Here is a 23944-nt window from a genome sequence, read left to right as displayed (position 1 = left end):
AAGGAGACGATCATTTTGCAAAAATACGTGATGGGATTTCAAGAAGTGGACGAAGACGATTTGCTGCTGGTGGGTGGCAAAGGCTTGAATTTAGCAAAGTTGGCGAAAGTTCCGGGCATTCGGGTGCCGGAAGGATTTTGTGTTACAACTAACGCATATAAGCGCATGGTTGAAGGCAATTCTTCAGCTGCAGAATTGATGGAGCGTTTGGCAGCGCTTGAATCCTCAGATGCAGACGAAATCCGATTGCTCAGCGAAAAGCTAAGAAAAGCCATCGAAAGCACGGAGATTCCGGTGGAAATAGAACAGGAAATCGCCGACTCTTTTGAACAGCAGGGAAGCAAGTTCACCTATGCGGTCCGGTCAAGTGCAACGGCAGAGGATTTGCCGACTGCGTCTTTTGCAGGACAGCAGGATTCGTATTTGAATATTCACGGTAAAGGGCAGCTCTTGAGGCACATCCGCAAATGCTGGGCTTCTTTGTTCACGGAACGGGCAGTCGTGTATCGCATCCAAAACGATTTTGACCACCAGAAGGTCCATTTATCGGTTGTCGTCCAGCAAATGGTTTTTCCTCAAGCTTCGGGAATCCTGTTTACGGCTGACCCAGTCACTTCCAACCGCAAAGTGGTATCGATTGATGCAAGTTTCGGTTTGGGTGAAGCACTCGTCTCAGGCATTGTCTCCGCAGACAATTACAAAGTCCGGGAAAGGCAAATCATCCAAAAGACGGTTTCCGTGAAGAAGCTTGCCGTTTATCCGTCGGACAGCGGTGGAACGGAACAACGGGAGGTTCCTCTCGAACAACGTGAACAGCAAGCGCTATCGGATGAACAGATTCTGGCGCTTGAGGGCATAGGTCGGAAAATCGAAGCGCATTTCGGACAGCCTCAGGACATCGAATGGTGCCTGGTAGACGAGTCGATCTATATTGTGCAAAGCCGGCCGATCACCACTTTGTACCCGTTGCCGGAAACGAGTGACGGAAAGTATCGCCTCTATCTGTCCGTCGGGCACCAGCAGATGATGACCGAGCCGATCAATCCGCTTGGCATGTCGTTTTTTGTTTTTCTTTCCAATTACAATTTGACACAAGCTGGCGGACGGCTATTCATGGATTTGTCGCCTGAGCTTGCTTCAGTTACTGGGCGGGCGATTATCGTGTCGTCGCTTGGAAGCAACGATCCGCTGATGAAAGATGCATTGACCAATTTCATGAAGCGAAAACCGCCGTTCTCGAAAGGAAAGCGCATGTATAAATTGGGGAACGAACTCTTTACGTGGAGATTTCCGGTGGAACTGCTGAAATTGTATCGGAAAAATGACCGCAGGCTGGCCAGTCAGCTCATCAATTATAATGAGGCTTCTATCCGCTCACTCGAATGGCGCATTCAAACGGTTTCAGGAGATGGATTGTTCGAGTTTATTGAAGAAGACCAAGAACAATTGAAAAAAGAAATTTACAATCAGGAAAGCTTTGGCGCCATTATGGTTGGCATCTATGCGGTCAACTGGCTCAATAAACAAATGGAAAAATGGCTGGGGGAAAAGAATGTTGCAGACACCCTTAGTCAATCGGTGGCCCATAACGTGACGTCCGAAATGGGGCTTGAACTTCTGGACGTAGCGGATGTGGTGCGAAATTATCCCGAGGTACAAGCATATTTTGAACACCCCCGAAAAGAAACGTTTTTTGAAGACTTGGAAAAAATGCATGGCGGAGCGGCGGTCAGTGCAGCTCTGAAGGAGTATCTTGAGAAATATGGCATGCGCTGTGCGGGTGAAATCGACATTACGAAAACGCGGTGGAGCGAGGATCCGACAATTCTGGTTCCTGTTATCTTGGGCAATATCAAAAACTTCGAGCCGCAAGCGCATGCAGCCAAAGTGGCAGAAGGCAAACGGAAAGCCAAGCAGAAAGAACAGGAATTGCTGGAGCGCTTGGCCAAGCTTCCGTGGGGCGAGAGAAAAATAAAACAAACCAAGCACATGATTGGTTTGCTGCAAAACTTCCTCGGGTACCGTGAATATCCGAAATTCAATTTTATCAAACGCTATTTTCTTTATAAGCAAGCATTGATGAAAGAAGCTGTTCTGCTCTGTGAAAAAGGGGGCATCCAAACGCCGCAGGATGTTTATTATTTATCATTTGAGGAATTCCGGGATGCCGTCAACGGCAAGAACATAGACCAACAGGTGATTGAAAAGCGGAAAGCGGACTACCGCTATTACGAGAAATTAAAAGCGCCACGACTGATGACTTCAGAAGGAGAAGAGATTTTCGGAAGCTATCAAATGGATAAGTTGCCAAGCGGCGCAATTCCAGGCATCGCGGTCTCTTCCGGCATCGTGGAAGGGCGGGCGAGGGTCATCTTGAAAATGGAGGACGCCCACATCGAACCCGGGGATATACTCGTAACGGCTTTTACAGATCCCAGTTGGACTCCGCTATTCATTTCACTGTCGGGTTTGGTGACAGAAGTGGGCGGCCGGATGACACACGGGGCGGTCATAGCACGGGAATATGGCCTGCCGGCTGTCGTCGGGGTAATGGACGCCACGAAGACCATTAAAGATGGGCAGAAGATTCGCATTAACGGTTCTGAAGGCTATGTGGAAGTGCTGGAAAAGCAGACTGAAAAAAGTGCTATTCAATAAAGTTAAAACATATGGTAAACGCTTGAGGGAAATACAAGCTGTAAGATAGGAGATAAAATGACAAATTCTGAAGAATATCCAACATCCAAGAAAAGAGATGGACAGCTTGTATCCAAAAACAAAAAAGGTAAGATCAAAAAAGTCCTGTTGTATATTCTGGTGCTGATCGGCGCATTGGGAGGGATCTTAATTTTGTTTATCAACATTCATCCCGGTTTTGGCAGTAACCCGAGCAAAGAACAAGAAGAAGTATACAAGACCTTTGATAACTATGAAGATGGCAAGTTTGTCTATCAGGCTTCAACCATGGAAACTGTCAGCGTGGAGATTCCTTTCACATCTGCGGAACCCGATTCAACGGATAAAGAAAAACAGCCGACTGGACAACTACCTGTCTCTGAAATTGATTGGGATAAAATCAATGGCAGTGAAGATAGTCTGACCTGGCTTGGCCATTCAGCCTTTATCCTGAGCCTGGATGATAAGAAAATCCTGGTTGATCCTATGCTGGGTTCCGTCGCTTCCCCTGTTGCTTTTATAGGGCCAAAACGCTACAGTGAAGATTTCCTGGGGAGTATAGAAGAAATGCCTCCTATCGATGCAGTCTTCATCACACATGATCATTATGACCATTTGGATTATCAGTCCATTAAAAAACTGAAGAGCAAGGTCAGTCATTTCTTTGTTCCTCATGGAGTAGGCAACCATTTGATCCAGTGGGGGGTCATAAAAGAAAACATTACCGAAATGAATTGGTGGGAGGAAACGGAGTTCCAAGGAATGACGCTGGCTTTAACGCCAGCTGATCATTTCTCCGGAAGAGGCATTTTGAATCAAAACTCGACTCTTTGGGGAGGATGGGTCATTCTTGGAGAACAAACCCGATTCTATACGAGTGGGGACGGCGGGTACGGTACGCATTTTAAGGAAATCGGCGATAAATACGGACCTTTTGATATCGCTTTAATAGAAGGTGGACAATATGATGAACGCTGGCCAGACTCTCATATGCTTCCGGAAGAATCCATACAGGCCAATATCGATGTACAAGGCAAGCAGATGATGTTAGCCCACTGGGGTGCCTTTACGCTAGCGCGGCACGGTTGGACAGAACCGATAGAACGGGCGTCCAAAGCGGCAAAGGAAAATAATGTGAATCTTATAGCTCCCAGAATTGGTGAAACGGTTGAGCTGGACGAAAATGCGCCTGTACCCGTTTCAACCTGGTGGGAATGAAAGTCCTGGAACCATTAAGGAGTGAAATTGGTTATGCATTTATGTTATAAATGAACAGGTATTTATAAAATGGGGCGAACATGAGCTTTAGGTTTTCCCGCAACGGATTGAAAGGATGATTTTTTGTTTGATTTTGAAAGTTTTGATTGGGAAAGCCTGCTGTTGAAGGCAGGATTGGTTGCGGCGCAAATAATCGGTATTTTGATTGCTTTTGTTATTGTGCGGGCAATCGGAAACAAACTGATCAATCGATTTTTCGCTAAATTGACGGGCAAGGGAGATGTCACAAAAGGCCGGGCATTGACGCTGCAGACTTTATCGGAAAATGTTTTCTCCTATGCGTTGGTCTTTATTCTCGTCGCAACGATCTTCAACATATTCGGCCTGTCTGTGGCCAGCCTGATTGCCGGGGCAGGAATTGTCGGTTTGGCGATCGGCTTCGGGGCTCAGGGCCTCGTAAGCGATGTGGTCACGGGTTTTTTCCTGTTGCTCGAAAAGCAGATTGATGTCAATGATTATGTAACTGTCGGAAGCATCGACGGCATCGTTGAATCGGTCGGCTTGCGGACCACTCAACTCCGCAGTTTCGATGGCACGCTGAATTATATTCCGAATCGGGACATCACGACTGTCAGCAACCATTCACGCGGAAATATGCAGGCGCTCGTGGATATTGGCGTATCTTATGATGAAGACATCGATAAAGCGATTGTTGTCCTGCAAACAGCCTGTGAAAAGGTCGCTGCAGAAAATGAAATGATCATTGAAGGGCCCGATGTCATCGGTGTACAGGCGTTCGGTGCATCAGATGTTACGTTGAGGATCATCGCCAAAGCCAAGAACGGGGAGCAATGGGCAGTGGAACGCCATTTGCGTAAAGCCATTAAAGAAGCTCTGGATGCCAATGACATCGAAATCCCATTTCCGCATCAGGTCAATATCCATAAAAACATAACTATGCAGGAAAATTAACTGTACGGAAATAGTTTTTATAAATAATGGATAAAGCAATCGGAACTAATCCGATTGCTTTTTTTGTAATAAATCTAGATTAATAATTTTTTTAACTATTCAGAAATATATGCTATCATAAAGTAATTAACCTTCTAACTAATCGGTTAAATAGGCAAATGCCAAGGATAGATGCGTTTATTGAGCAACCGAGGATCAGTCTCATCCTCAAGAAAAAAGGAGTTGGTTATCGTGGGAGAAACAGCAAAAACAGTGCTATTTGAAATCGAACGCAGAAACTCCACTGAGGAAGATTCATATTGGGAAAAGTTCGAATTGCCTTATGTGATGAATATGAATGTCATTTCTGCTTTAATGGAAATCCGCCGGAATCCGGTAAATATGGAAGGTGAAAAAACGACACCCGTCACATGGGATATGAACTGTTTGGAGGAAGTGTGCGGCGCTTGTTCGATGGTCATAAATGGCAAGGCGCGCCAATCTTGTACAGCTTTAGTGGATCAATTGGAACAACCGATCCGGCTGCAGCCGATGAAGACATTCCCAGTGGTCAGAGATTTAATCGTGGACCGCAGCACCATGTTCGATACATTGAAAAGGCTCAAGGCGTGGATTCCCATTGATGGAACTCATGATTTAGGGGAAGGGCCGCGCATGCCTGAACGCAAACGGCAATGGGCGTATGAATTGTCTAAATGCATGACCTGCGGTGTCTGTTTGGAAGTATGTCCGAACGTCAATGAAAAAAATGATTTCATCGGTGCTGCACCTATTTCTCAGGTGCGGCTTATGAATGCACATCCTACAGGTGCAATGAATAAAGATGTACGTTTGAATTTACTGATGGGACCCGGCGGAATCCAGAACTGCGGCATGGCTCAAAACTGTGTGGAATCCTGTCCGAAAGGCATTCCGTTGACGACTTCCATCTCCGCTATGAACCGGGACACTACAGTCCAAATGTTTCGTAACTTCTTTGGAAGTGACAATATGGTCGAGTAAGGGTATGGCTGGAAGACAAATATGCTGAAAAATAGTAGATTACAGGAGGGATTCAGATGACCCAGGAATCATGGTTGCCGACATTAAAAACAAATACGCCTCAAGAAGGATACGAATTAGCGGTAAAATTAGCGCGTAAAGCGGTAGGGATGACTCAACCGGATGAAGAGGTAAGAAAAAAGCTACGCCCAGTGTATGCAAATGACGCAGATAGTTTAACATTCGCTTCCCAAGTCGTAGCGATTAACTTTCAAACAGTAGCTGCAGCCAATAATTATTGGAATGAATAGTACCAAACTAATCCATTTGAATTTTACGAAGCAAGGAAAGAAGAGGCTGCCCAAAGCTTATCTTCTTTTCTTTTTTTATAAACTCTATTTTCTTGAGCACAAAATATTTCCAAAGAAAATTATGGAGAAGAGCATTCAAGAAATTCGGGGTAAACGATCTATGGAACTCAGTGGTATCGACCGGGTTAGGGGACGAAACACCTACTGTAACCATTTTTCTGAGAAACCGTCTAACTCTTTAAAGCAACAGAAGAAAAGGAGGCCATAATGATGAAAAAGATTCTCGTATTGACCGGCCTGCTGCTTTTATTGTCTGCTTGCGGAACAGATGAAGAGCCGCTTGAGGAGCCGCTGGCAAATGAACAGGATCCATCAGCTGCAAGCGGAGCAGGGGATATAGAAACAGTGAGTGGCCGTGAAATTCTTGTGACACTTGAACAGACTGCAGATCCGGTAAAACGCAACGAAGCGGCAGCAGCTGTGAAGGAATCCTCTGACTTCAAAGAAGGTTATTTAGGAGAACCGACAGAAGAACTTGCCGAAGACATGGCAGTTCAGCAAATCGAAGCAGAAGCGGTGTTTAAGGCGGTGGAGGACATATACAAAGGAAATGAGGGACTAGAGAAAGCGGGTGTTATATTCCTGGAAAACCAGACATCCGGCGCAAACCAGTCAGGAGTCTGGGTAGGCATCAAGAATCCCGATGAGCGGATTGGGGAGCTTGCCGCGATCTTGCAGAAGCAAGTCGACGCTGGTGAAATTCTGGCAGAACCGATTTACATCTATAAGAGTGCCCATACCCGATCTGAACTGAATGACCTGATGTATCAGGCAGGGAAAATTGTGAAACCGATGGCGGAAGCCCATCCAAATCCTGAATCCGTCTCTTATTCTATTTCTGCAGATACCATAACAGGCGCTATCGAGATTGGACATAACTTTTTGACAGAAGCGCAGATTGATGAACTGAAAAATGCGTTTCCAGAACGTGAAGTTATGATTGAACAGGAAGGCATCATGGTGCCGGCACCGGGCGAACCGACCGTTAAGTATCCCGAACCCGCCATGACAGTTGAGCCATCGAGTGAAGGAAGCTATATCATAGATATGGAGGAAGACCGTTTCCTCGCAGTTGAAGCTACACCAAAAGACTTCAGTGAAAATGGAGGGCAGGATGAATTTTATTCGGCGGTCCACTTTGAATTCAAGGATGCTGCTAATTTGTTGGAAGTCGGCCAGCGTGTCAAAATAGAAGCAGCCGGACCGATTCTGGAATCATATCCGGGACAAGGACGCGCTGTGTTTGTGGAAGTATTGCCGACCTATCAACCGAAATCTGCTGATTTGACGGAAGCTGAAGTAGTGAAACGGGCATTGAAAGGGATTGACCAGCTGGAGTTCGGCATACCGGCCATCCGTTCTGTCACTTACCATGCTGCGGAAGATCATTGGTCGGTTGCGTTCAAATCATGGGAGCAGGAAACCGAATTAACGATAGAAGATGAAAAATAGCAGACAAATGTCTGCTGTTTTTTTGAACGAAGTAAAGGTAGAGGATGATTGGTTTGAGGAAGAATTCATTCACTGATAGATAAGGGGAAACAATCGGCCATTCCAAGGAGCAAATAAAGAAAAGTTACTGAATTCAATGAATAGAACCCCAAATGAGAGTCACTTCAAGGAAGCAATCACATGTGGGGTTCAGTCTAGTTACTATTCTGTTATGTACGGGAATTTGGAGCTAATATGAAAACAATGTAACCCAAATCCTGATCGAAATCCCAGTCCATAAAGATATCCAGTATTTGCTGCTGCAATATTTCTTCCAAACCTGCTTGACCAAACAACTTCCGTTCCAGTGGACGCTTAACCACTTTCAAAACTTCTTCGTAGCCTTCAGCGATCAATGCCTTTTCAATGCCGACTAGGATATCCACCCGCTTTACCAGCAAAATCCGATTGCTTAACCAGATGCTTTCAATCAGACCAGGTTTGCGCTCCACTGCTTCATTTACTTTTTCTATTTTTTTGTGAATCATTTTTCTATCTGTTTCTTTTGACCACTTCAAATTTTGGGCAGTCACTTTTTCGTCCATAATTCCGATGAATATTCCCGTTTGTGACGAGATATTCCAATCGGTATAAAGTTCTGTAAATTCCAGTTCCGTTATTTTCAATAATTCTGCCAGAATTTGAGGTTTTAGCGCATTCAGCAGCAAATCTCTCGTTTCTAATACTCGTTTCCATTCGTTTTGGTCGAGTAGGATTTTTTCCATCGGACTGAGAAATCCTCTGAAGTGAATAGCAATGTAGGGTCTTTTGAGGGTAACATAAACAGAGGTGGGTCCTTTTCCAAAATGTTTTCGCAACAAAGTGGACATATACCCTGATATATCGGCTTGGATTGTTCTTTCTTCAAGCATAGTAAAAGCTCCTTTTGGCGAGTGACAGCCGTTCATTTTTCAAAATTCTGCTACAGGATCATCTGTATTTTTGGCTTTCGTCCCTTTTCAATAAAAGAACCATATAACTAATATCCTTTTGGAAGTTCCAGTCTACAAAAAGGTCTTCAACCGGGCTTTTTAAAATGGATTGCAAATTGAAAAGTTCGATTATCCGGTATTCCAATGGCCGTTTGGCCAAACGCAGTTCTTCCGTAACGCCATTTTGGATCAATTGTTTTTCGATATCCACAAGCACTCCAATGCGTTCAATCAAAAGAGTATACTCATTCAGCCAGTAAAAGTTCGTTTGATCCGGCTGTTTTTGTGTACGGATGCTGTTCAAGATAATAATTTCCTTCAATGTGTCCTGATTCACATTTTGCGGCCATAAAAAATCAGGTTCATCATTTTCTGTTTTTAATGTGATGATCAACAATCCGTTTTGTTTAGTTAAATTCCAGTCTGCATACAAATCATCAGTATGGAGACCTAAGTGATCTTCGAATCCCTTTAATAGCTCATTTTTTACGGATCGGACGAGGATATCTCGGGTTTCACGAACCTGTCTGGCCCGTCCTTTTTCCAACAGTATTTCTTCAGAAGGCAATAAGAAGCCGGTGATGTGAACAAGCAGGAAAGGGGGGCGCAGCGTGATTTCCAGTTGTGCAGGTTTCCCTCCGAAATGTTCTTCCAAGAAAGTTTCTATGTAGTGGATAGTAGTGCTCAGACTGTTCTGTTCCTTATTCATTAGATGCACTCCTCGATTGAATAATTCAGCAGACCGATATTTTCTGACTTTTTCGAACAAATAAAAAAGAACGCCAAAAAGAATGTAACATTCTTCTTGGCGTTCTTACCGGCTCTATTGTCCGAAATACTCAGCTCAATTATATTCTATTATTTACTTCATCGAAATGAAATATCGTCTGGAAATCAAAAAAACCATTTATACAGCTATATGTAGATTTTACCTATAATTCTGGTCAAAGTAAAGGGGGAATAACGCATCACTAAAGAGTATTCAACAGGTAATAGGTCTAGACTTATCTTCGGAAATAATACAAACAGCTATCTTTGGCAAGCGACAGCAGTCGACTTTCATAAATTTAAAAAGGAGAAGCGATATCATCGCTTCTCCTTTTAGTTTGGTTTGTTTTCAAGAAAAAAATGGATTGAAATCAAGGAAGTTTCCTGACATGTTGAGGAAATGCACTTAGGCAGTCGGCATTCCGCCGGTTATGCTATAAATTTGTCCGGTAACGTAGCTGGATTCGGTCGAAGCCAGGAATACGTAAACAGAAGACAACTCAACAGGTTGTCCTGCACGTCCAATCGGGGTTTCAGGTGTGCTTTTGCCGAATTCCGGAATGTTTTCTTGAGGTTGTCCGCCGGAAATTTGAAGAGCTGTCCAAATCGGTCCCGGAGCAACCGAATTTACTCGGATGCCTTTCTCAGCCAATTGTTTTGATAAGGATTTTGTAAACCCGATAATCGCAAACTTCGTTGCTGCATAATCGACGAGCATCGGGCTCGGGTCAAAACCTTCAACAGAGCTGGTAGTGATGATGGAAGCCCCTGCCGGAAGATGTGGAAGTGCTGCTTTTACAGTCCAGTAGAGGGAATAGACATTTACTTGGAAGGTTTTTTCAAGCTGCTCGGTGCGCAAATCCAAAATGTCTTCCACGGCTTGCTGCTTGCCTGCGACCAATGCCAGAATATCCAGTCCGCCAAGTTCGGAGTTTGCTTGTTCGACAAGCTCCTTGCAGAAAGATTCATCACTTAAATCTCCTGGAAGTAAGATGGCTTTTCGACCTTCAGCTTCGATCAATTTTTTGACTTCTTCTGCATCGGTTTGTTCCACAGGCAAGTAGTTAATTGCAACATCTGCGCCTTCTCTGGCATAAGCAATTGCCGCCGCTCGACCAATTCCAGAATCACCGCCTGTCACAAGCGCTTTTCTTCCCGTTAATTTTCCTGATCCTTCGTAACTTGTTTCACCACAATCCGGAAGGGGGCTCATTTGGTTTTGAAGGCCTGGTGGCTCTTGAAATTGTTTTGGAAAATCATCTGTCGTGTATTGAGTTTTAGGATTTGGAATGTTCGTCATATCGATCTCTCCTTAAGTAGATAATGAATGGTGTCTATCTTTATCTACCACTAAACAATAAGGTAAAACATGGATGAGAAAATATAGATGCTTTTTATTTTACAAATGAAAGAGCGGACAGATAATGAAAGCCCCTGATTATTCTTTTACAGCGATCTCCACATTCTTCTTTGGCTTAGTGGAAAGGGGAAGGATCGTCGTTCTGCAAAAAAGAAATAGCAGGCCGATGATTGAAAACAGGATAAAAGCGAAAGGATAGGAGATTCCTTCGATTAACATCCCTGCGGCTATTGAGCCTGCTGATTGTCCAATTCCCAACGAGAAAAATGAAATACTGACACCGGTTGAAGGGGATTCAGGAAACTGACGGGTGCCCCATACTATAAAAAGGCCTGTCATGAAAATAAATGCGACCCCAAAGAAAAGTGCCGAAAAGTAGATGGCTGCAAAATTAGGGTTTGTCAATCCGAAAATAGATGCCGATACAACCACAACCCCTAAAAGATATGAGCGGTGCAGCCCGATTGACTGGATGATGGCGCCTGCCACTCCTCCAAGAATGCCAGCCCCTCCCATGATGGTCCAAAATCCAACACTTTCGCTTACAGTTAAGCCATGGATAGCAGTGATGTAACTTTTTGAGAAAGTCCAATAGATGGAGGAGCTAAACCCGATTCCAATAGAAGCCATGATCAAAAAGCGCGCTTTAACTAAAGGTTTTAAGCTGATCCTAATTTGATGGGTCATTCGGGTTTCCTGTTTTTTCTCTTTGATCGAATAGCCGTTCCACAAGCAAACAATCATGGCAAAAACTGCGAATAAGGCATAACTCCATCTCCACTGCTCTGCAAATGCCAAAGCAACAGGACCGGTTAGTAAAATGCCGAAACTGGTTCCTGTATTAATCCAGGTGTTCCTTTTATCCTGTAGATCGGAACTGACCGACTGCGCCACTACTTGGCTAAAAGCCGGGGAAACCCATCCGCTCCCCAATCCCGCCAAGAATGCGCTGAGTGTCAACGTATAAAACCCTTGGGACAAAGCCATTCCTGCCATGCCTAGACTGGCGGTGGTGCCAGACAACAGAATCATACACCTCGCGCCGAAATGATGTATAAAAATGGAGGCAGTCAGCAAAGCAATTGTATAAGCCAGATAAGCAGATGAACTGACATATCCCGCCTGACTCTCAGATAGTTTCAGGGAGGAGCTGATGTCAGGCAAGAACCATCCAAAACTATATCTAGCGAAAGCATACGTAACGGCGATCATCGCAATGCCAGGAAATACAAGTTTCCACATATTTTCCAACTCCTTTATAGATAGAACGATAACTCTAAAATTTTTATAAAAAAAGTAAGCAATCAGCTTACTTATAAGTGTTGAACCATTGCCATCGTCGCCTGCTCAATTTCTTCACTATCTATGGTTTCAGCTAAAGATGTGGCTCCTTCGAATAACAAGGATAATTGAATGGCTTTTGTGTGGGAGAGTCCGCTCGCGATAAAAAAGTGTATTAGCTGTTCTTTATGGGCATAGACTTTTTGAACAATCAACTGATCCGGGGAATTGCCGAATTCTTCTTTTGCCCGAAGAAACATGCAGCCATTCGGCGCGTGTTTTTTTAGCCAGAGCAGATGGCCAACAGCGAGTCTTTTCGTGAGGGGTCCAGTTTCTTCTTTTTGGGCTGTTTCCAAATAAGTGAAATAAGCCAATTCTCTTCTATTCAAAATCTCCAAAATGAGTTCTTCTTTAGAACCAAAATGATTATACAAGGTCATAAGTGCTACGTCCGCTTCTTGGACAATCGATTTTAAGCCGATTGCATGGAACCCGTGGCTGTAAAAAAGCTGTTCGGCAGCAACTAATAAATCTTCTTTTTTAGTACTCATCTAATTCCCTCTTTCCAATGTAGATATAACGGTCACTCTAAATTTAGCATATCCAATTGAATTCTTCAACCGATAATAAAGGGAGAAGATTTATTTCTTTTTAGTGATGAAGGCCGGAATGCGAGGAGTGACTCATCTTAAGGACTTATGGCAGACATAAAAATAGGCCTATCTTAAGATGGCTATTCATTCCAGTATGGCATTTGTTTTTGGAGAGGATCAACTGGGATACCCAATGATTAAAGAACTCCCCAAAAATTTGTTGAAAATAAAGAAATCAATAGAATTACAATAAAAATAAGCTGGCTTAAAGTGTAAATATAGGCATTCGGATTTTCTGCATGTCTTTTTTCCATAATAGCCCGTATGATTTCAGCGATAATTACAAGCGTCAGCAACAATACCCACGGTTCCAAAAACAAAATCGGCTCTTCGGGAAGCCTGTTGATATTGACCGCTCCGCCGAGTATCATCAAGGCAATAAATACCCCTCGAAAGATCCAATCGATTTTTTTGTGCTTGTCGTTAACATGGTTATGTGAGAACATTTTTGGTCTTTCAACTTTTAGCCATCTTCTCATAATGCCGTTGAACAAAAACGTCAGTATAAAAAACGGAACCAGTACAAACAGCAAGTCGAGCCAAAAAGATGAATCGATTCCAACCACCAAATCTCCTCCAATCATAAGTATACGAATCTTCAAATCGATTGTTCTGAATGAGTTTATTTTCTTTTCAAAACTTTAATGTATCTTTTTGTTAATTTTACCATAAAATTTTAGATGCTTTTCATGTTTTGAAGACAATGACAACTAGTATGGAAAGGGGGAACCCTTAAAGTTTGTTACATAGAATTAATCCTAAGCTCTGACATTTATTCCTATAAGCAAGGGAGGCAGCCGAAATAATAAGGTTGCCTGCTTTTTATTTTCACTTAAAAATGAATCCAACGATTGTATTTTCCGGAAAAAAGGAGTATCATCTATAATTGGATATTGGATATCCATAATGGATATCCAAAGTAGAAGAAAAAGAGGTGTTACGTATGCAATTGACAAAAGGAGTAGAGCAAGCCGTTTGCATCATCGTTCTGCTCGCCACTCAGGAAAGCAGCGCGCCACTCGCATCCGATGAAATCAGCAAAAGACTGGGAGTATCTCCTTCCTATATGAAAAAAATCATCAGGAAGCTGGTCGTCCAGGGAATTGCTGAGTCGGTATCAGGGAATAATGGAGGTGTCTCGCTCGCAAAGCCAGCAACAGAGATTACCTTGCTTGACGTGATCGAAGCGATGGAAGGATCTATTCAACTTTATCCGGATACGGGATTGATCAGTCTTGCTTTTCACGATGGAAAGTATGCGCAAAAAGGGCAAGAACTTCTCCGCAATGTTTTTTCCCAGGGAGATCGTTTACTGATTGAATACTTTTCGAATGTAACAGCAGCAGATCTTTTGAAAGAAGGATTAGGAACGTCCAATTTGCCGACTTTAAACTGGAACCGGGAAACATTAAGTGATGTAATCGGTAATGAACGGGATGATGACAAGTGAAAATGCTGAAGCGGGAATGGAAGCAATTGTTTTCGAACCCTCTTTTATTGGGAACAATGATCGTAATGATGTTTATCCCGATTATTTATGGGGGATTTTTCCTCGGTTCTTCTTGGGATCCCTATGGAAAAACGGATCAATTGCCGGTAGCCGTCGTAAACGAAGATAGAGCTGCGGCTTATGAAGGCAGGACCTTTGCTGTCGGGGACGAACTGGTCGGTAATTTAAAAGAAAACAAAACACTCGACTGGCATTTTACAGATGCCAAAGAAGCTGAACGCGGCATGGAAGACGGAGACTATTTTATGGTATTGACGATTCCGGAGAATTTTTCTGCAAATGCTTCGTCTATTATGGCCGATCAACCAAAAGCCATGAACCTACAGTACGAAACCAATCCTGGCCGCGGCTTTTTCATCGAAGCTGTCAGTAAACAAGCGACTATGGCTATAAAGGAAGAAATTGCTGAAAACGTCACGAAAGAATATGTAAAAGCGGTATTTGCACAAATTGAAACGCTTGGTGAAGGGATGGGACAAGCGGCGGACGGTGCGGAGCAATTGGATGCAGGAGCTGTGCGATTGCAGGAAGGAAACACCCGATTAACTGCAGGACTGCTCGAATTGTCAGAAGGCAGTTTGACTTTCCAGGAAGGCGCCGAGCAATTGGAAATTGGTGCCGAACAATTTGCGCGTGGAGCAACTGAGTTGCACAATGGGGCAAACCAGCTGAACAAAGGGATTTTTGAATACACCGAAGGGGTCGGCAGATTGCAGAGCGGTGTGGCTGGACTTGCTGAAGGCACCGCTACTTTGAATGAAAATGGAGCTAGTCTGGTCCTGGGTTCCGAAAAATTGGTGCAAGGCATCGATTCACTCCTTCCGGGAGCGGAACAATTAAGTGATGGCCTTTCAGCAACTGAGCGCGGCAGTGCTGAATTGGATAATGGCTTACATGAATTGCAGGCACAAACAAGTCAGTTGGCAGATGGCTCATCAGGCATCCAACAATTGGTTTCTGGCCAAGCCGCACTAAGCGAGGGCCTAGCCGATTTGTCGACTGGCAGTTCGGCACTTCATGACGGACTAAATGCATTGGATGAGGGGCTGCCCGAAGCAAACCAAATTGCCGGTCTGCAACAGGAACTTGCAGGTATTCAGACGAACCTTAACCAATTGAATGGGGCAGTTTCCGCAGGTAATGTGCAGGGTGCTGCAGGTATGCAGGCGAATTTGGCCGCGGCGCAGCAGGCTCTAGCCGAGCTGAAGACAACGTCTTCAAGTAGTGCAATTGAAGCGATGCAGGCGGCTCCGGCGTTTGCGAATTTAACTGAAGAACAACAGGCAGAGCTGTCGGCTGCCGTCAGTGGGAGTATAGAAGGACAAACGGCTGCGCAACTAGCGGCTGTTGCAAAGCTTGAGGAAAGCCTTAACGCTGTATCAGCCGAATTGAATGAACAACTAATTCCTTCGTTCCAATCATTGGGTTCATTGCCGGAGCAAATCGCAGAACTGAACAGTGCTGTGGAAAGAGTGAATCCCCAAGCGGTCCAGGTACTCGGCGGATATGCATCAGTACAAAGTACCCTGACTGAGCAGCTTATTCCGGGAGCAGCATCTCTGGTGGCTGGAGCGAATCATGCTATGCAAGGCAGCGAGAAACTGATGGCAGGCACGGAAAAGGCAACAGCAAACCTTCCACAGCTGGCGGAAGCGGTCGACCGTTTGGCGCAAGGCAGCTCTTCATTGAATGAAGGCGTCTCATCTCTTGCTTCGGGTTCAGTCGGCCTTGTTGAAGGCGCTAACGAATTGCAGCAAGGATCCGTAGAATTGAAAAAAGGCACAGCGGCTTATACGACCGGCGTATCAGAAGCAGCGGAAGGCGCCGGCAAACTTCTACAGGGAACCGATCAACTGGCAGGCAACTCGGCGCAATTGAATTCGGGTTCCGGTGAATTGGCAGATGGTGCAAGTCGTCTGGCAGAAGGCGTCCCGGCACTTTCCGGTGGAGCGGAAGAACTTGCTGACGGTTCAGCTGGACTGCACAGTGGGGCAAACCAGCTGACAGAAGGTTCAGGTGAACTTGAAAAAGGAATCGGTGAGCTTTCAAAAGGTTCATCCGAACTCGCCAAAAGTTTAGCCGAGGGAGCGGACGACGTAAATGGTACCCAACTGGAGGACGCCAACTTCAATATGCTGGCTGCTCCAGCAAAAGCGACAGAAAACCAGCGCAGCGACGTACCGAACTACGGCCATGCACTTGCCCCTTATATTTTGTCGCTTGGGCTCTTTGTCGGTGCTTTGTCATTCAACTTGGTGTTCCCGATCAATGCGCCGGCAGGGCGTCCGACATCAGGGACCGCATGGTGGCTAAGCAAGTTTTCGCTCGGCTTTGTGCAAGCAACCGCAGCGGCATTAATCGTAGACGCTATTATGTTATTCGGTTTCCATCTACAAGTGGAACATCTTGGAGAATTCCTCGCAATTTCGGTGATGACATCGCTCACCTATATGTTCCTGATCATGTTCTTGGGAATGACGTTTGGCAATCCCGGACGTTTTATGGCCATGATTTTACTCGTCCTTCAATTGGGCGCGAGCGGCGGCATGTTCCCGGTAGAGCTGACAAATGGTTTCTTCCAGAAAGTGCATGATTTTATTCCGATGAGCTATGCACTGCTTGGATTCCGGGAATCGATGTCTTCGGCATATGGAATAGATACATTTGTGATGAGCTTTACAGTGCTCGGAGCGTTTTTCCTTGCCTTCAATGTTTTGTTGTGGCTTGTGCTTAGCTTAAGAAGCCGCAAAGCCTTCAAGTTGGCAGCAGAAAGTTAATGAGCATCTCTTTTGAATGGCCATGTAAATGGGTGTTCAAAAGAGATTTTTTTGTGGAAAATTACTGACTTTGAAATATATGATTTGGTTAAAAAGATAGAATATTCACTTATATCGTATATGGATTGGGTTTATTTGGTATATTAAAAGAAAGGGAGTAGAAAAACATAGTGGATAGGAGAGGGAAAGAATGAAGAAGCTTATTTTGCCAGTAAGCTTGTTGCTTATTTTAAGCGGGTGCGTGAATAGCGATCGATATGAGTTTTCAGGAAGCAGTGAAAATTGGGATGTATTTTATGTTGTGGAGATTTTGGATAGAGATAGGCAACAAGAAAAGGGAACTGTTAAATTCACCGGCGACGATGACGCTCCAGAAGTAATAGAGTATAGACTTCAAACAACTTCGGGAGATTCCGAAGGTACAGGAGTCATGTTAACTAATGGAGTCGGAAATATTGCTAATGGTTCTTGCGGAGGTTGTGCTGTTGTTCAAGAGGATGAAAAGGTTGAAGTGGAGATCACATGGGATGGGCAAACGGAAAAGTTAGTATTGATGAACGAAAATTAAGATTCAATCATTTTTCAAAATGGGAGGCGAAGAAATGGAGTTGGTCTTTATTCGCCACGGACAAGGGCAGCATACAGCGAATTTGCCTGAAAGCCTAAATGTAGCAAATCCTTCATTGACAAAGATAGGGAAGAACCAGGCGAAGGATCTGAGGATATCCCATCCTTTAGCTAAAAAAGATGTTTTAATCGTTAGCCCGACTTTACGAACACTTCAAACGGCTGATCTATGGTCCGGGAATATAGAGTGCCTGAAAATAGTTCATCCTCTGGTAGCTCCGCGCATATTTCCGAGTCGTTCTGCCGCTGGTACATTGCCGTGTGATGAACTACTCAGTTTCGGGAGATTTGCAGAAGAATTTCCGCATTTTCATCCAGCGCCAAACCTTCCTTCTTCATTGTGGGAAACAGGCATCAATGTCTTGCCTGAAGGCGAATTCAGTCGGTTAGCAGAAGCGTTTATTGATTTTTGTCAAAGCCTGAAAAAAGATAAAGCTTATATCGTCACGCATGATGGAACCATCACTTCGTATCGGCAAGAACTTTCAGGGCTGGTGCTGACAAGAGCTGACTTTCTTGAAGAAACAGAATCGTATCGCCTGATTGTATAGTGGGTGATGGACTTAGTTTACAAGCTCTATGAATCTTAAAGGGATAAATATGAATCTACCTATTATCAAGCCAGCTACAGAACATGCAGAAGGCATTTTTGCAAGATATTTTATGGATTGGAAGAAAACTGTTGAAGAAAGAACCACAAAAGTCCGATTAGCTTGAGAGGCAAGTTAATCGGACTTCGATAAATCAGTGGAGAAAAGTCAAGTTTTCTGCAGACCTTACAGTAAACTTCCTATTTTTATTCTTTGGCTTTCTCTGGATTGTCACTTCTGACCACTAAAACATCACAAGGACTGCTTCTTACAATGTGCTGAGATACACTCCCCATTAAATAATGATCAACTGCATTTAAGCCCTGAGCTCCACATACAATAAGATCGGCTTCCACTCGCTTTGAAAAATCACGGGAAATGACTTTATTGGGAGAGCCAGGTGCAACATATACATTTACTTCAGGGATTCCGGCTGCTAAAGCTTGCTCTTTGTATTTATCGAGCATTGTTTTGCCGAACTCAAACACTTCTTCATCCATGTCCGGCACATGTTTTGTCATGACCGTAAATGAACGGGTATCCACTACATAAAGTAAGTTTAATACTGCATTATTTTGCTTAGTGATTTCTACCGATTTTTTAAATGCCCAATCTGCTTCATGTGAACCGTCAATTGCTGTTAAAATTCGTTTGTATGCCAATGTCATGCTAAAACCTCCCATGATTTTTCTGTTCTAACAATTCATTCATAGATGTAACGATTGTTTTGTTCTATTATAATCTAAATATTCAGATAATTATATAGCGAAGATATGTTAACTTCATATAGAGAATCTTAAGGAGGGAACTCATTTAATGAAAAGATTCATGATCTTGTTTCTTTCTACGATACTTCTCTGTAGTTGCAATCCATTTGATTCGAGTGATTATCAGGGCTATATAGAAGAAGTCAAGAAATCGAGCATAATTATCTCTCCTCCAGCTACTGACCCTGAAGCTGATTATCCTATCTATGAAGTATTTAGTACAGAAGAAACGATTGTAGAAGGAAAAAAAGAATCATTTGATGAACTTGAGCGCTTGGACAAAGTGGAGGTTTGGGTTGATAAGAAGAGTGAAGAAAAGGAGCTGGCAGAAACGATCGTTGTAGAAGATTAACCTAAAATTTGCCTGTGTCGCGCTGAGTGAATAGATATCCTGAAGAAGAGGAAGTGGCGGAAATGAAACGATTGCTTGGTATACTCGTTATTCTCCTGATAGCGTTATCGGCCTGTGGGGATTATGAAGGTGAAGTTACGGAAAAGAAAGATGTCAGCTTTATTATAGAAGTGCCTACGGATGATCCGGAAGAAGAACCGGTTGTTCATGAAATGCACCTGAATGACGGTACGGTCTTCAAGGGGGCGATCAGTTCTTATGAGGAATTGGAAGTAGGGCATCAAGTCCGTGTCATTCCCTTTGATGTTCCGGATAATTTCTCTGGAATCCTTCCTTCGGAAGTGATTGTGGAGTGACTGATGATTGAGCTGATAGTTTATAAGCATTGAGACGAAAACTGGGTTCAATCGGAAAAGGAGGAATTCCGGATGTTCGCTTTGAAAAGTAAAACCATTCTATGGCTGTCAGTTTTAATTTCTTTCATGGCTGGCTTAGCTTCTTGGGGAGGATTGTTCTCTGAAGGACTCTACCGGGATAATGCACTCGTTGTTTCTGCCTGGCGAGGCAATGATATCGTGACTTTGTTTATCGCAGTGCCACTGTTATTGATTTCGTCGTTGTTTGCATCACGTACTTCTAACAGAGGCAGGCTGTTTTGGATGGGTTCCCTGTGGTATATGATCTACAATTATATGTTCTATCTTTTTGGAGCGGCCTTTAATAATTTCTTTCTGTTGTATGCAGCCTTATTCGTGGTTTCTGTCTATACTTTTGTACTTGCGTTGATCCAAACGGATGCACAGGCATTCAGCCGGAGCTTCAGTGAGCAACTTCCCTATAAATCCGTCAGTATATTCATGTTGTGCTTTGCCATACTTTTAGGGAGCATGTGGATTATCTTGTCGTTCAATTTTGTCTTTACTGGGCAGATCCACCAAAGTATTTCGCAAACCGATCATCCAACTGCTGTTGTGTTTGCGGTGGATTTGACCTTATTGGTACCGTCTTTAATCATCAGCGGGATACTCTTGTGGCAAAAAAAATCCTGGGGACCGATAGTGAGTTCGGTTGTATTAGTAAAGGCCACTGCCTACGGATTGGCCTTAATCAATATGACAGTACTCAGTTATCGCAATACAGGGGTGGTGGATCCATTTATTCTTTTGTGGATTATACTCACTGCTGGTTGTGCAGTATCGCTGATCTTGCTGCTGCGAAATATCGGAAATCATTCTACTTCGTTGAAGAAGTAAGTAAGGTGGACGTAGAGGAGGTATGAAAATGGAAGATCATCCGAAAAAAGAAACGAATACACCGAAAGAAATAACCATTCTTACTGTTCTAAATAGCTACGGTGTTTTTCTATTTCTAGGGCTCTTGGCCGCTATTTTCGTTCATGGGATTGAGTACAAAACTGAATTTCTTTTATTCATTTTAGTCAGTGGCATCTTTTACTTCCTATTATTAAATTTATATTTTAGAGGGGACTTATGGAGAAGAGTGGTCTATGGTGCAATGTGCGTAATCGCATCGTTCAGCCTGTTCATGGTGTTTTACCTTCAAGTTCAGCAGTAGGGATTGTTTCTCCTGAAACGACTATAAACGCATGGAAAAAAGTCTGGAAGAAACCCGTATACTGGGTTTCTTCCAGACTTTTTAAAATTCGGCTGACATTTGCTTATCTTTGGATGTTAAAGTGCTGGCGGCTTTTTCCGTCAACTATAAATCTTGTACTGATCCTGATCTGAAGTTTTTGCTTCGTATAAGGCCATATCCGCGTACTTGACCAATTGCTTTTCATTGACTGCATCATCAGGATAGAGGGAGATGCCAATCCCTGCGCCAATTCTAATGTTAAAACCATTGAAGTTCAAGGGAACCTCAAATGATTTCAATATGCGTATGGCTGTATTTTCTGCCATTTCCACTGAATCGATTTCCGGTAAAATTATTCCCATCTCATCTCCGCCCAGCCGTGCAACTGTATCACTGGAGCGGATACTCGCTTGAAGCCGAACGGCCATTTCCTTAATGACAGCATCTCCTGCATCGTGGCCGAACTGATCATTAATCTGTTTGAATTTACGTCCATCCAGCATCAAAACCCCTACTTTTTTGCCGGTGCGTTTCGCTTGATGAATCGCTTTTTTCAACTTGTCATCAAAAGTCCGCCGATTGGGGATTCCGGAAAGATGGTCATAAAAAGCCATTTTCGCCACTTTATCCTGAAGTCTTCTCCGCTCGGTGATATCTCTGGAAATGGTGAAAAATAGTTTCAATTCACCGTTGGAGAAGACCGGGGTAGGGGAGACTTCCATCCAGATATAATGGCCTGCCCGGTGCAAGTATCGCACTTCTATCGTGGTCGGTTCTCCTCCATCAATCAGAGAAGCTACATTTTCTATTAAGTCGAAAGCATCTTCAGAATGGATATGGCTGGTAAAAGGGCTTCCGATATAAGTTTGATCGGGATATCCAAGGACCTTTTCGCTTGCGGGAGAAACATATTCAATCTGGCCGGCAAGGTCGATCAAGGTGATGATATCAAAGGTGCTTTCCGTAATCAGCTTGTATTTTTCCTGGCTTTTCTGAAGTTCCTGTTCTGCTTTTTTTAGTTCCGTTACATTTTTGTAGACAATTATTGCGCCGATCACTTTTTTATCTGCGTCGTGAACCGGCGAATAGGAAGAAATGATATTCAGCGGTTTACCTGATTTGTTTATCCGCACTGTATCATGAAATTTGACGGTTTCTCCAGCTAAAATCCTTTCCACGATATTGTCTTGGTCCGACGTCATATGCGGTGGAATAATTGTAGCTTCTCCTCTGATCATTTCTTCTTCTGTAAATTCAAATGTTTCTTCAAAGGCTGGATTGACTTTGAGGATATCTCCTTTTGTATCAATGTAAAAAATCGGATCTGTAGAACTTTTCCAAAAGACTTCAAGTTCTTCTTTCGCTTCCAATAAGGCTTTTTGGGCACGCTTTTTTTCGGTGATATCGGTCACGATGCCATGGATTCCAAGCAATTCCCCGTCTACTATGATGGGGATATTCAGAACCTGCAAATCAATTAGATCACCATCTTTTTTATGGAAGCCCATTTCATAGCGCTCCGGCCTTTTATTATGGATCGATTCGAAAAAGTGGTGGCGAACTTTATCTGTTTCTTCAGGCATGACGACAGCTATAAATGCATTTGCCTGAAGTTCTTTCAAGGAGTAACCCGTAATGGTTTCTGTTCCGGCATTGATGCTATTCAGATTGCCGGTGCGGTCGAATGTGAAAATTCCATGTGGATGATTATCGAACAAGGACTTATATCGTTGTTCATTTTCACGCAAAAGACGTTCCGTATTTTTCTGCACAGTAATTTCTTTTGCGATGGCATAGATTCCGAGGACTATGTCTTCGTCGATGATGGGAACCGTATTTACTTGGAAAGTGGCCATCTGCTTGTTTTTAGTATAGATAGTCGTCTCAAATTCCACAGAACGCCCTTTTAGCGCCTCTTCAAAATGCGCTATGGTATCCTTCAAATCGGTTTCAATAATTAAGGAAACTATCGATTGGCCAAGCAATTCTTCTTCAGTGAATCCCCTTACTTCAGTGACCATTTTATTGATGCTGATGAAATTTTTTTGCTGGTCAAATTCAAACACAGCATTCCCATTGTTTTCTACCAAGGAATTTAATCTTTTTCGTTCGATTTCGATTGCTCTTTTTGTCTTTTGGAGGTCCTTGTTTTTATATTCTCTTTCGGTGACGTCTCTTACGACAGCTAATATGTATTGAGATTGGCCATTTTCTGCTTCAATCGGATTAAGCATGGTTTCTCCGATGAATTCGCCAAACCCGGTTTCTATTTTCTCAATAAACTCGATGGGTTTTTGAGCAGCTTTTGCTTTTTTATAATGTTGGATTAACCGGTCGCTTAATTCCTTAGGGAATATCTCTTCGATCAGGCATCCGATAATATTTTGGGAAGGCATGATGGATAAGGCTGATGGATTTACGTAAATATATCGATAAGAGTCGTGAGCTTCCTCCATCAAGAAAATGGGATCTTTAATTAAATCAAAAAGAGGGGTGGACGTTAAAATATCTTCTCCGCCTTTTTTTGTGATATCCTTCATCATCATCAATCTCCTTTCGGTAATCAGAATTTTTATTTTTAAGAATCCTGCGTTTATCGGCAAGTGTGGTAGGAATGAAATTCATTTTCGTTGCAAAGGAAGTTTACTATTTTTTCAGCAGATTTCATATAGGCCAGTCCTGCAACTAAGAGCATGTTGAATAACGGTAGGCAGGTAGACAAATCCCAATTGTTTTCTTGATTGATTTGCTTTGTTTTTGAATTGATCTGAAATGAAATTTGAAAAAAATTTTATATATCGTTAAAAAGACAGTAATTCCCATGTCTTACTAGTTTATAGGATTGAGTCAGAGCAAGATAGGGGTTTATAATAAAAATTAGAAAATATTAGGAATATTATAAATGCAATACTCTATCACTAGTTTTATTAAAAATTATTGATAGAAAAGAAAACCAAGCATCATCTTTTGGGGCTGCGCAGTAAGGAAGAGAGCAATAGTTTTAAAGTACAAAAAAGAGATG

The 23944-nt window shown here is 43.2% G+C and carries 22 protein-coding genes; 14 read left to right on the top strand and 8 right to left on the bottom strand.

Annotation, left to right across the window (positions count from 1 at the left end):
* Nucleotides 1-15: 15 nt before the first annotated feature.
* From ppsA to Q0785_RS09575, 6 genes are all read left to right on the top strand, one after another.
* Nucleotides 16-2658: a phosphoenolpyruvate synthase gene (gene ppsA, locus Q0785_RS09600; RefSeq protein WP_298829117.1), complete on the top strand. Its 2643-nt coding sequence runs from the start codon at nt 16-18 to the stop codon at nt 2656-2658.
* A gap of 144 nt (nt 2659-2802) precedes the next feature.
* Complete coding sequence (locus Q0785_RS09595; protein WP_298829351.1) at nt 2803-3894, top strand: MBL fold metallo-hydrolase; 1092 nt, start codon at nt 2803-2805, stop codon at nt 3892-3894.
* A gap of 123 nt (nt 3895-4017) precedes the next feature.
* Nucleotides 4018-4866 carry a mechanosensitive ion channel family protein gene (locus Q0785_RS09590; protein ID WP_298829113.1) on the top strand — a complete coding sequence of 283 codons (849 nt, stop codon included), beginning with the start codon at nt 4018-4020 and terminating at the stop codon, nt 4864-4866.
* A gap of 231 nt (nt 4867-5097) precedes the next feature.
* Nucleotides 5098-5868: a succinate dehydrogenase iron-sulfur subunit gene (gene sdhB, locus Q0785_RS09585; RefSeq protein ID WP_298829111.1), complete on the top strand. Its 771-nt coding sequence runs from the start codon at nt 5098-5100 to the stop codon at nt 5866-5868.
* A 56-nt stretch (nt 5869-5924) separates the two neighbouring features.
* Nucleotides 5925-6158 (top strand): hexameric tyrosine-coordinated heme protein, encoded by a 234-nt coding sequence (locus Q0785_RS09580; protein WP_298829109.1) that lies wholly within the window; start codon nt 5925-5927, stop codon nt 6156-6158.
* 270 nt (nt 6159-6428) lie between these two features.
* Nucleotides 6429-7670 (top strand): DUF3221 domain-containing protein, encoded by a 1242-nt coding sequence (locus tag Q0785_RS09575; protein ID WP_298829107.1) that lies wholly within the window; start codon nt 6429-6431, stop codon nt 7668-7670.
* A 209-nt stretch (nt 7671-7879) separates the two neighbouring features.
* Here Q0785_RS09575 and Q0785_RS09570 read toward each other — a convergent pair whose 3' ends face one another.
* From Q0785_RS09570 to Q0785_RS09545, 6 genes are all read right to left on the bottom strand, one after another.
* Complete coding sequence (locus Q0785_RS09570) at nt 7880-8581, bottom strand: Na-translocating system protein MpsC family protein (protein WP_223639069.1); 702 nt, start codon at nt 8579-8581, stop codon at nt 7880-7882.
* 58 nt (nt 8582-8639) lie between these two features.
* Entirely contained in the window at nt 8640-9350 is a 711-nt protein-coding gene (locus Q0785_RS09565; protein WP_298829104.1) for a Na-translocating system protein MpsC family protein, read from the bottom strand.
* A 465-nt stretch (nt 9351-9815) separates the two neighbouring features.
* Nucleotides 9816-10709, bottom strand: a complete 894-nt coding sequence (locus tag Q0785_RS09560) for an SDR family oxidoreductase (RefSeq protein ID WP_223639063.1) — start codon at nt 10707-10709, stop codon at nt 9816-9818.
* A gap of 138 nt (nt 10710-10847) precedes the next feature.
* Nucleotides 10848-12011, bottom strand: coding sequence for an MFS transporter (locus Q0785_RS09555; RefSeq protein WP_298829101.1), 1164 nt, complete (start codon nt 12009-12011; stop codon nt 10848-10850).
* Nucleotides 12012-12082: 71 nt separating this feature from the next.
* Entirely contained in the window at nt 12083-12601 is a 519-nt protein-coding gene (locus Q0785_RS09550) for a TetR/AcrR family transcriptional regulator (RefSeq protein WP_298829099.1), read from the bottom strand.
* A gap of 239 nt (nt 12602-12840) precedes the next feature.
* Nucleotides 12841-13269: a DUF4181 domain-containing protein gene (locus Q0785_RS09545; RefSeq protein WP_298829097.1), complete on the bottom strand. Its 429-nt coding sequence runs from the start codon at nt 13267-13269 to the stop codon at nt 12841-12843.
* 377 nt (nt 13270-13646) lie between these two features.
* Between Q0785_RS09545 and Q0785_RS09540 the strand changes: the two genes are divergently transcribed.
* From Q0785_RS09540 to Q0785_RS09525, 4 genes are all read left to right on the top strand, one after another.
* Nucleotides 13647-14153 (top strand): Rrf2 family transcriptional regulator, encoded by a 507-nt coding sequence (locus tag Q0785_RS09540; protein ID WP_298829095.1) that lies wholly within the window; start codon nt 13647-13649, stop codon nt 14151-14153.
* A 2-nt stretch (nt 14154-14155) separates the two neighbouring features.
* Nucleotides 14156-16990, top strand: a complete 2835-nt coding sequence (locus Q0785_RS09535; RefSeq protein ID WP_298829349.1) for a YhgE/Pip domain-containing protein — start codon at nt 14156-14158, stop codon at nt 16988-16990.
* A 190-nt stretch (nt 16991-17180) separates the two neighbouring features.
* Nucleotides 17181-17558, top strand: a complete 378-nt coding sequence (locus Q0785_RS09530; protein ID WP_223639050.1) for a hypothetical protein — start codon at nt 17181-17183, stop codon at nt 17556-17558.
* A 34-nt stretch (nt 17559-17592) separates the two neighbouring features.
* Nucleotides 17593-18168, top strand: a complete 576-nt coding sequence (locus Q0785_RS09525; RefSeq protein WP_223639048.1) for a histidine phosphatase family protein — start codon at nt 17593-17595, stop codon at nt 18166-18168.
* Nucleotides 18169-18413: 245 nt separating this feature from the next.
* Here the strand turns inward: Q0785_RS09525 and Q0785_RS09520 are convergent, their stop codons facing one another.
* The gene (locus Q0785_RS09520) at nt 18414-18875 is read right to left on the bottom strand and encodes a universal stress protein (protein ID WP_223639046.1); all 462 of its coding nucleotides are present in this window, start codon (nt 18873-18875) and stop codon (nt 18414-18416) included.
* 148 nt (nt 18876-19023) lie between these two features.
* Here Q0785_RS09520 and Q0785_RS09515 point away from each other — a divergent pair, with 148 nt between their 5' ends.
* From Q0785_RS09515 to Q0785_RS09500, 4 genes are all read left to right on the top strand, one after another.
* Nucleotides 19024-19326 carry a hypothetical protein gene (locus tag Q0785_RS09515; protein WP_223639043.1) on the top strand — a complete coding sequence of 101 codons (303 nt, stop codon included), beginning with the start codon at nt 19024-19026 and terminating at the stop codon, nt 19324-19326.
* Nucleotides 19327-19388: 62 nt separating this feature from the next.
* On the top strand, nt 19389-19682 hold the full coding sequence (locus Q0785_RS09510) for a hypothetical protein (protein WP_223639041.1): 294 nt from the start codon (nt 19389-19391) through the stop codon (nt 19680-19682).
* Between the two features lie 72 nt (nt 19683-19754).
* On the top strand, nt 19755-20579 hold the full coding sequence (locus tag Q0785_RS09505; protein WP_298829090.1) for a hypothetical protein: 825 nt from the start codon (nt 19755-19757) through the stop codon (nt 20577-20579).
* A gap of 28 nt (nt 20580-20607) precedes the next feature.
* On the top strand, nt 20608-20901 hold the full coding sequence (locus tag Q0785_RS09500) for a hypothetical protein (RefSeq protein WP_223639037.1): 294 nt from the start codon (nt 20608-20610) through the stop codon (nt 20899-20901).
* Nucleotides 20902-21041: 140 nt separating this feature from the next.
* On the opposite strand, the gene Q0785_RS09495 is transcribed toward Q0785_RS09500, so the two are convergent.
* Complete coding sequence (locus Q0785_RS09495) at nt 21042-23465, bottom strand: PAS domain S-box protein (RefSeq protein ID WP_298829086.1); 2424 nt, start codon at nt 23463-23465, stop codon at nt 21042-21044.
* Nucleotides 23466-23944: the final 479 nt, after the last annotated feature.

The sequence above is a fragment of the uncultured Planococcus sp. genome (genome assembly GCF_947501725.1).
Classification (GTDB): domain Bacteria; phylum Bacillota; class Bacilli; order Bacillales_A; family Planococcaceae; genus Planococcus; species Planococcus donghaensis_C.
Note: the sequence above shows the minus strand (reverse complement) of the source record. Positions and strands in the feature narration are given on the sequence as shown.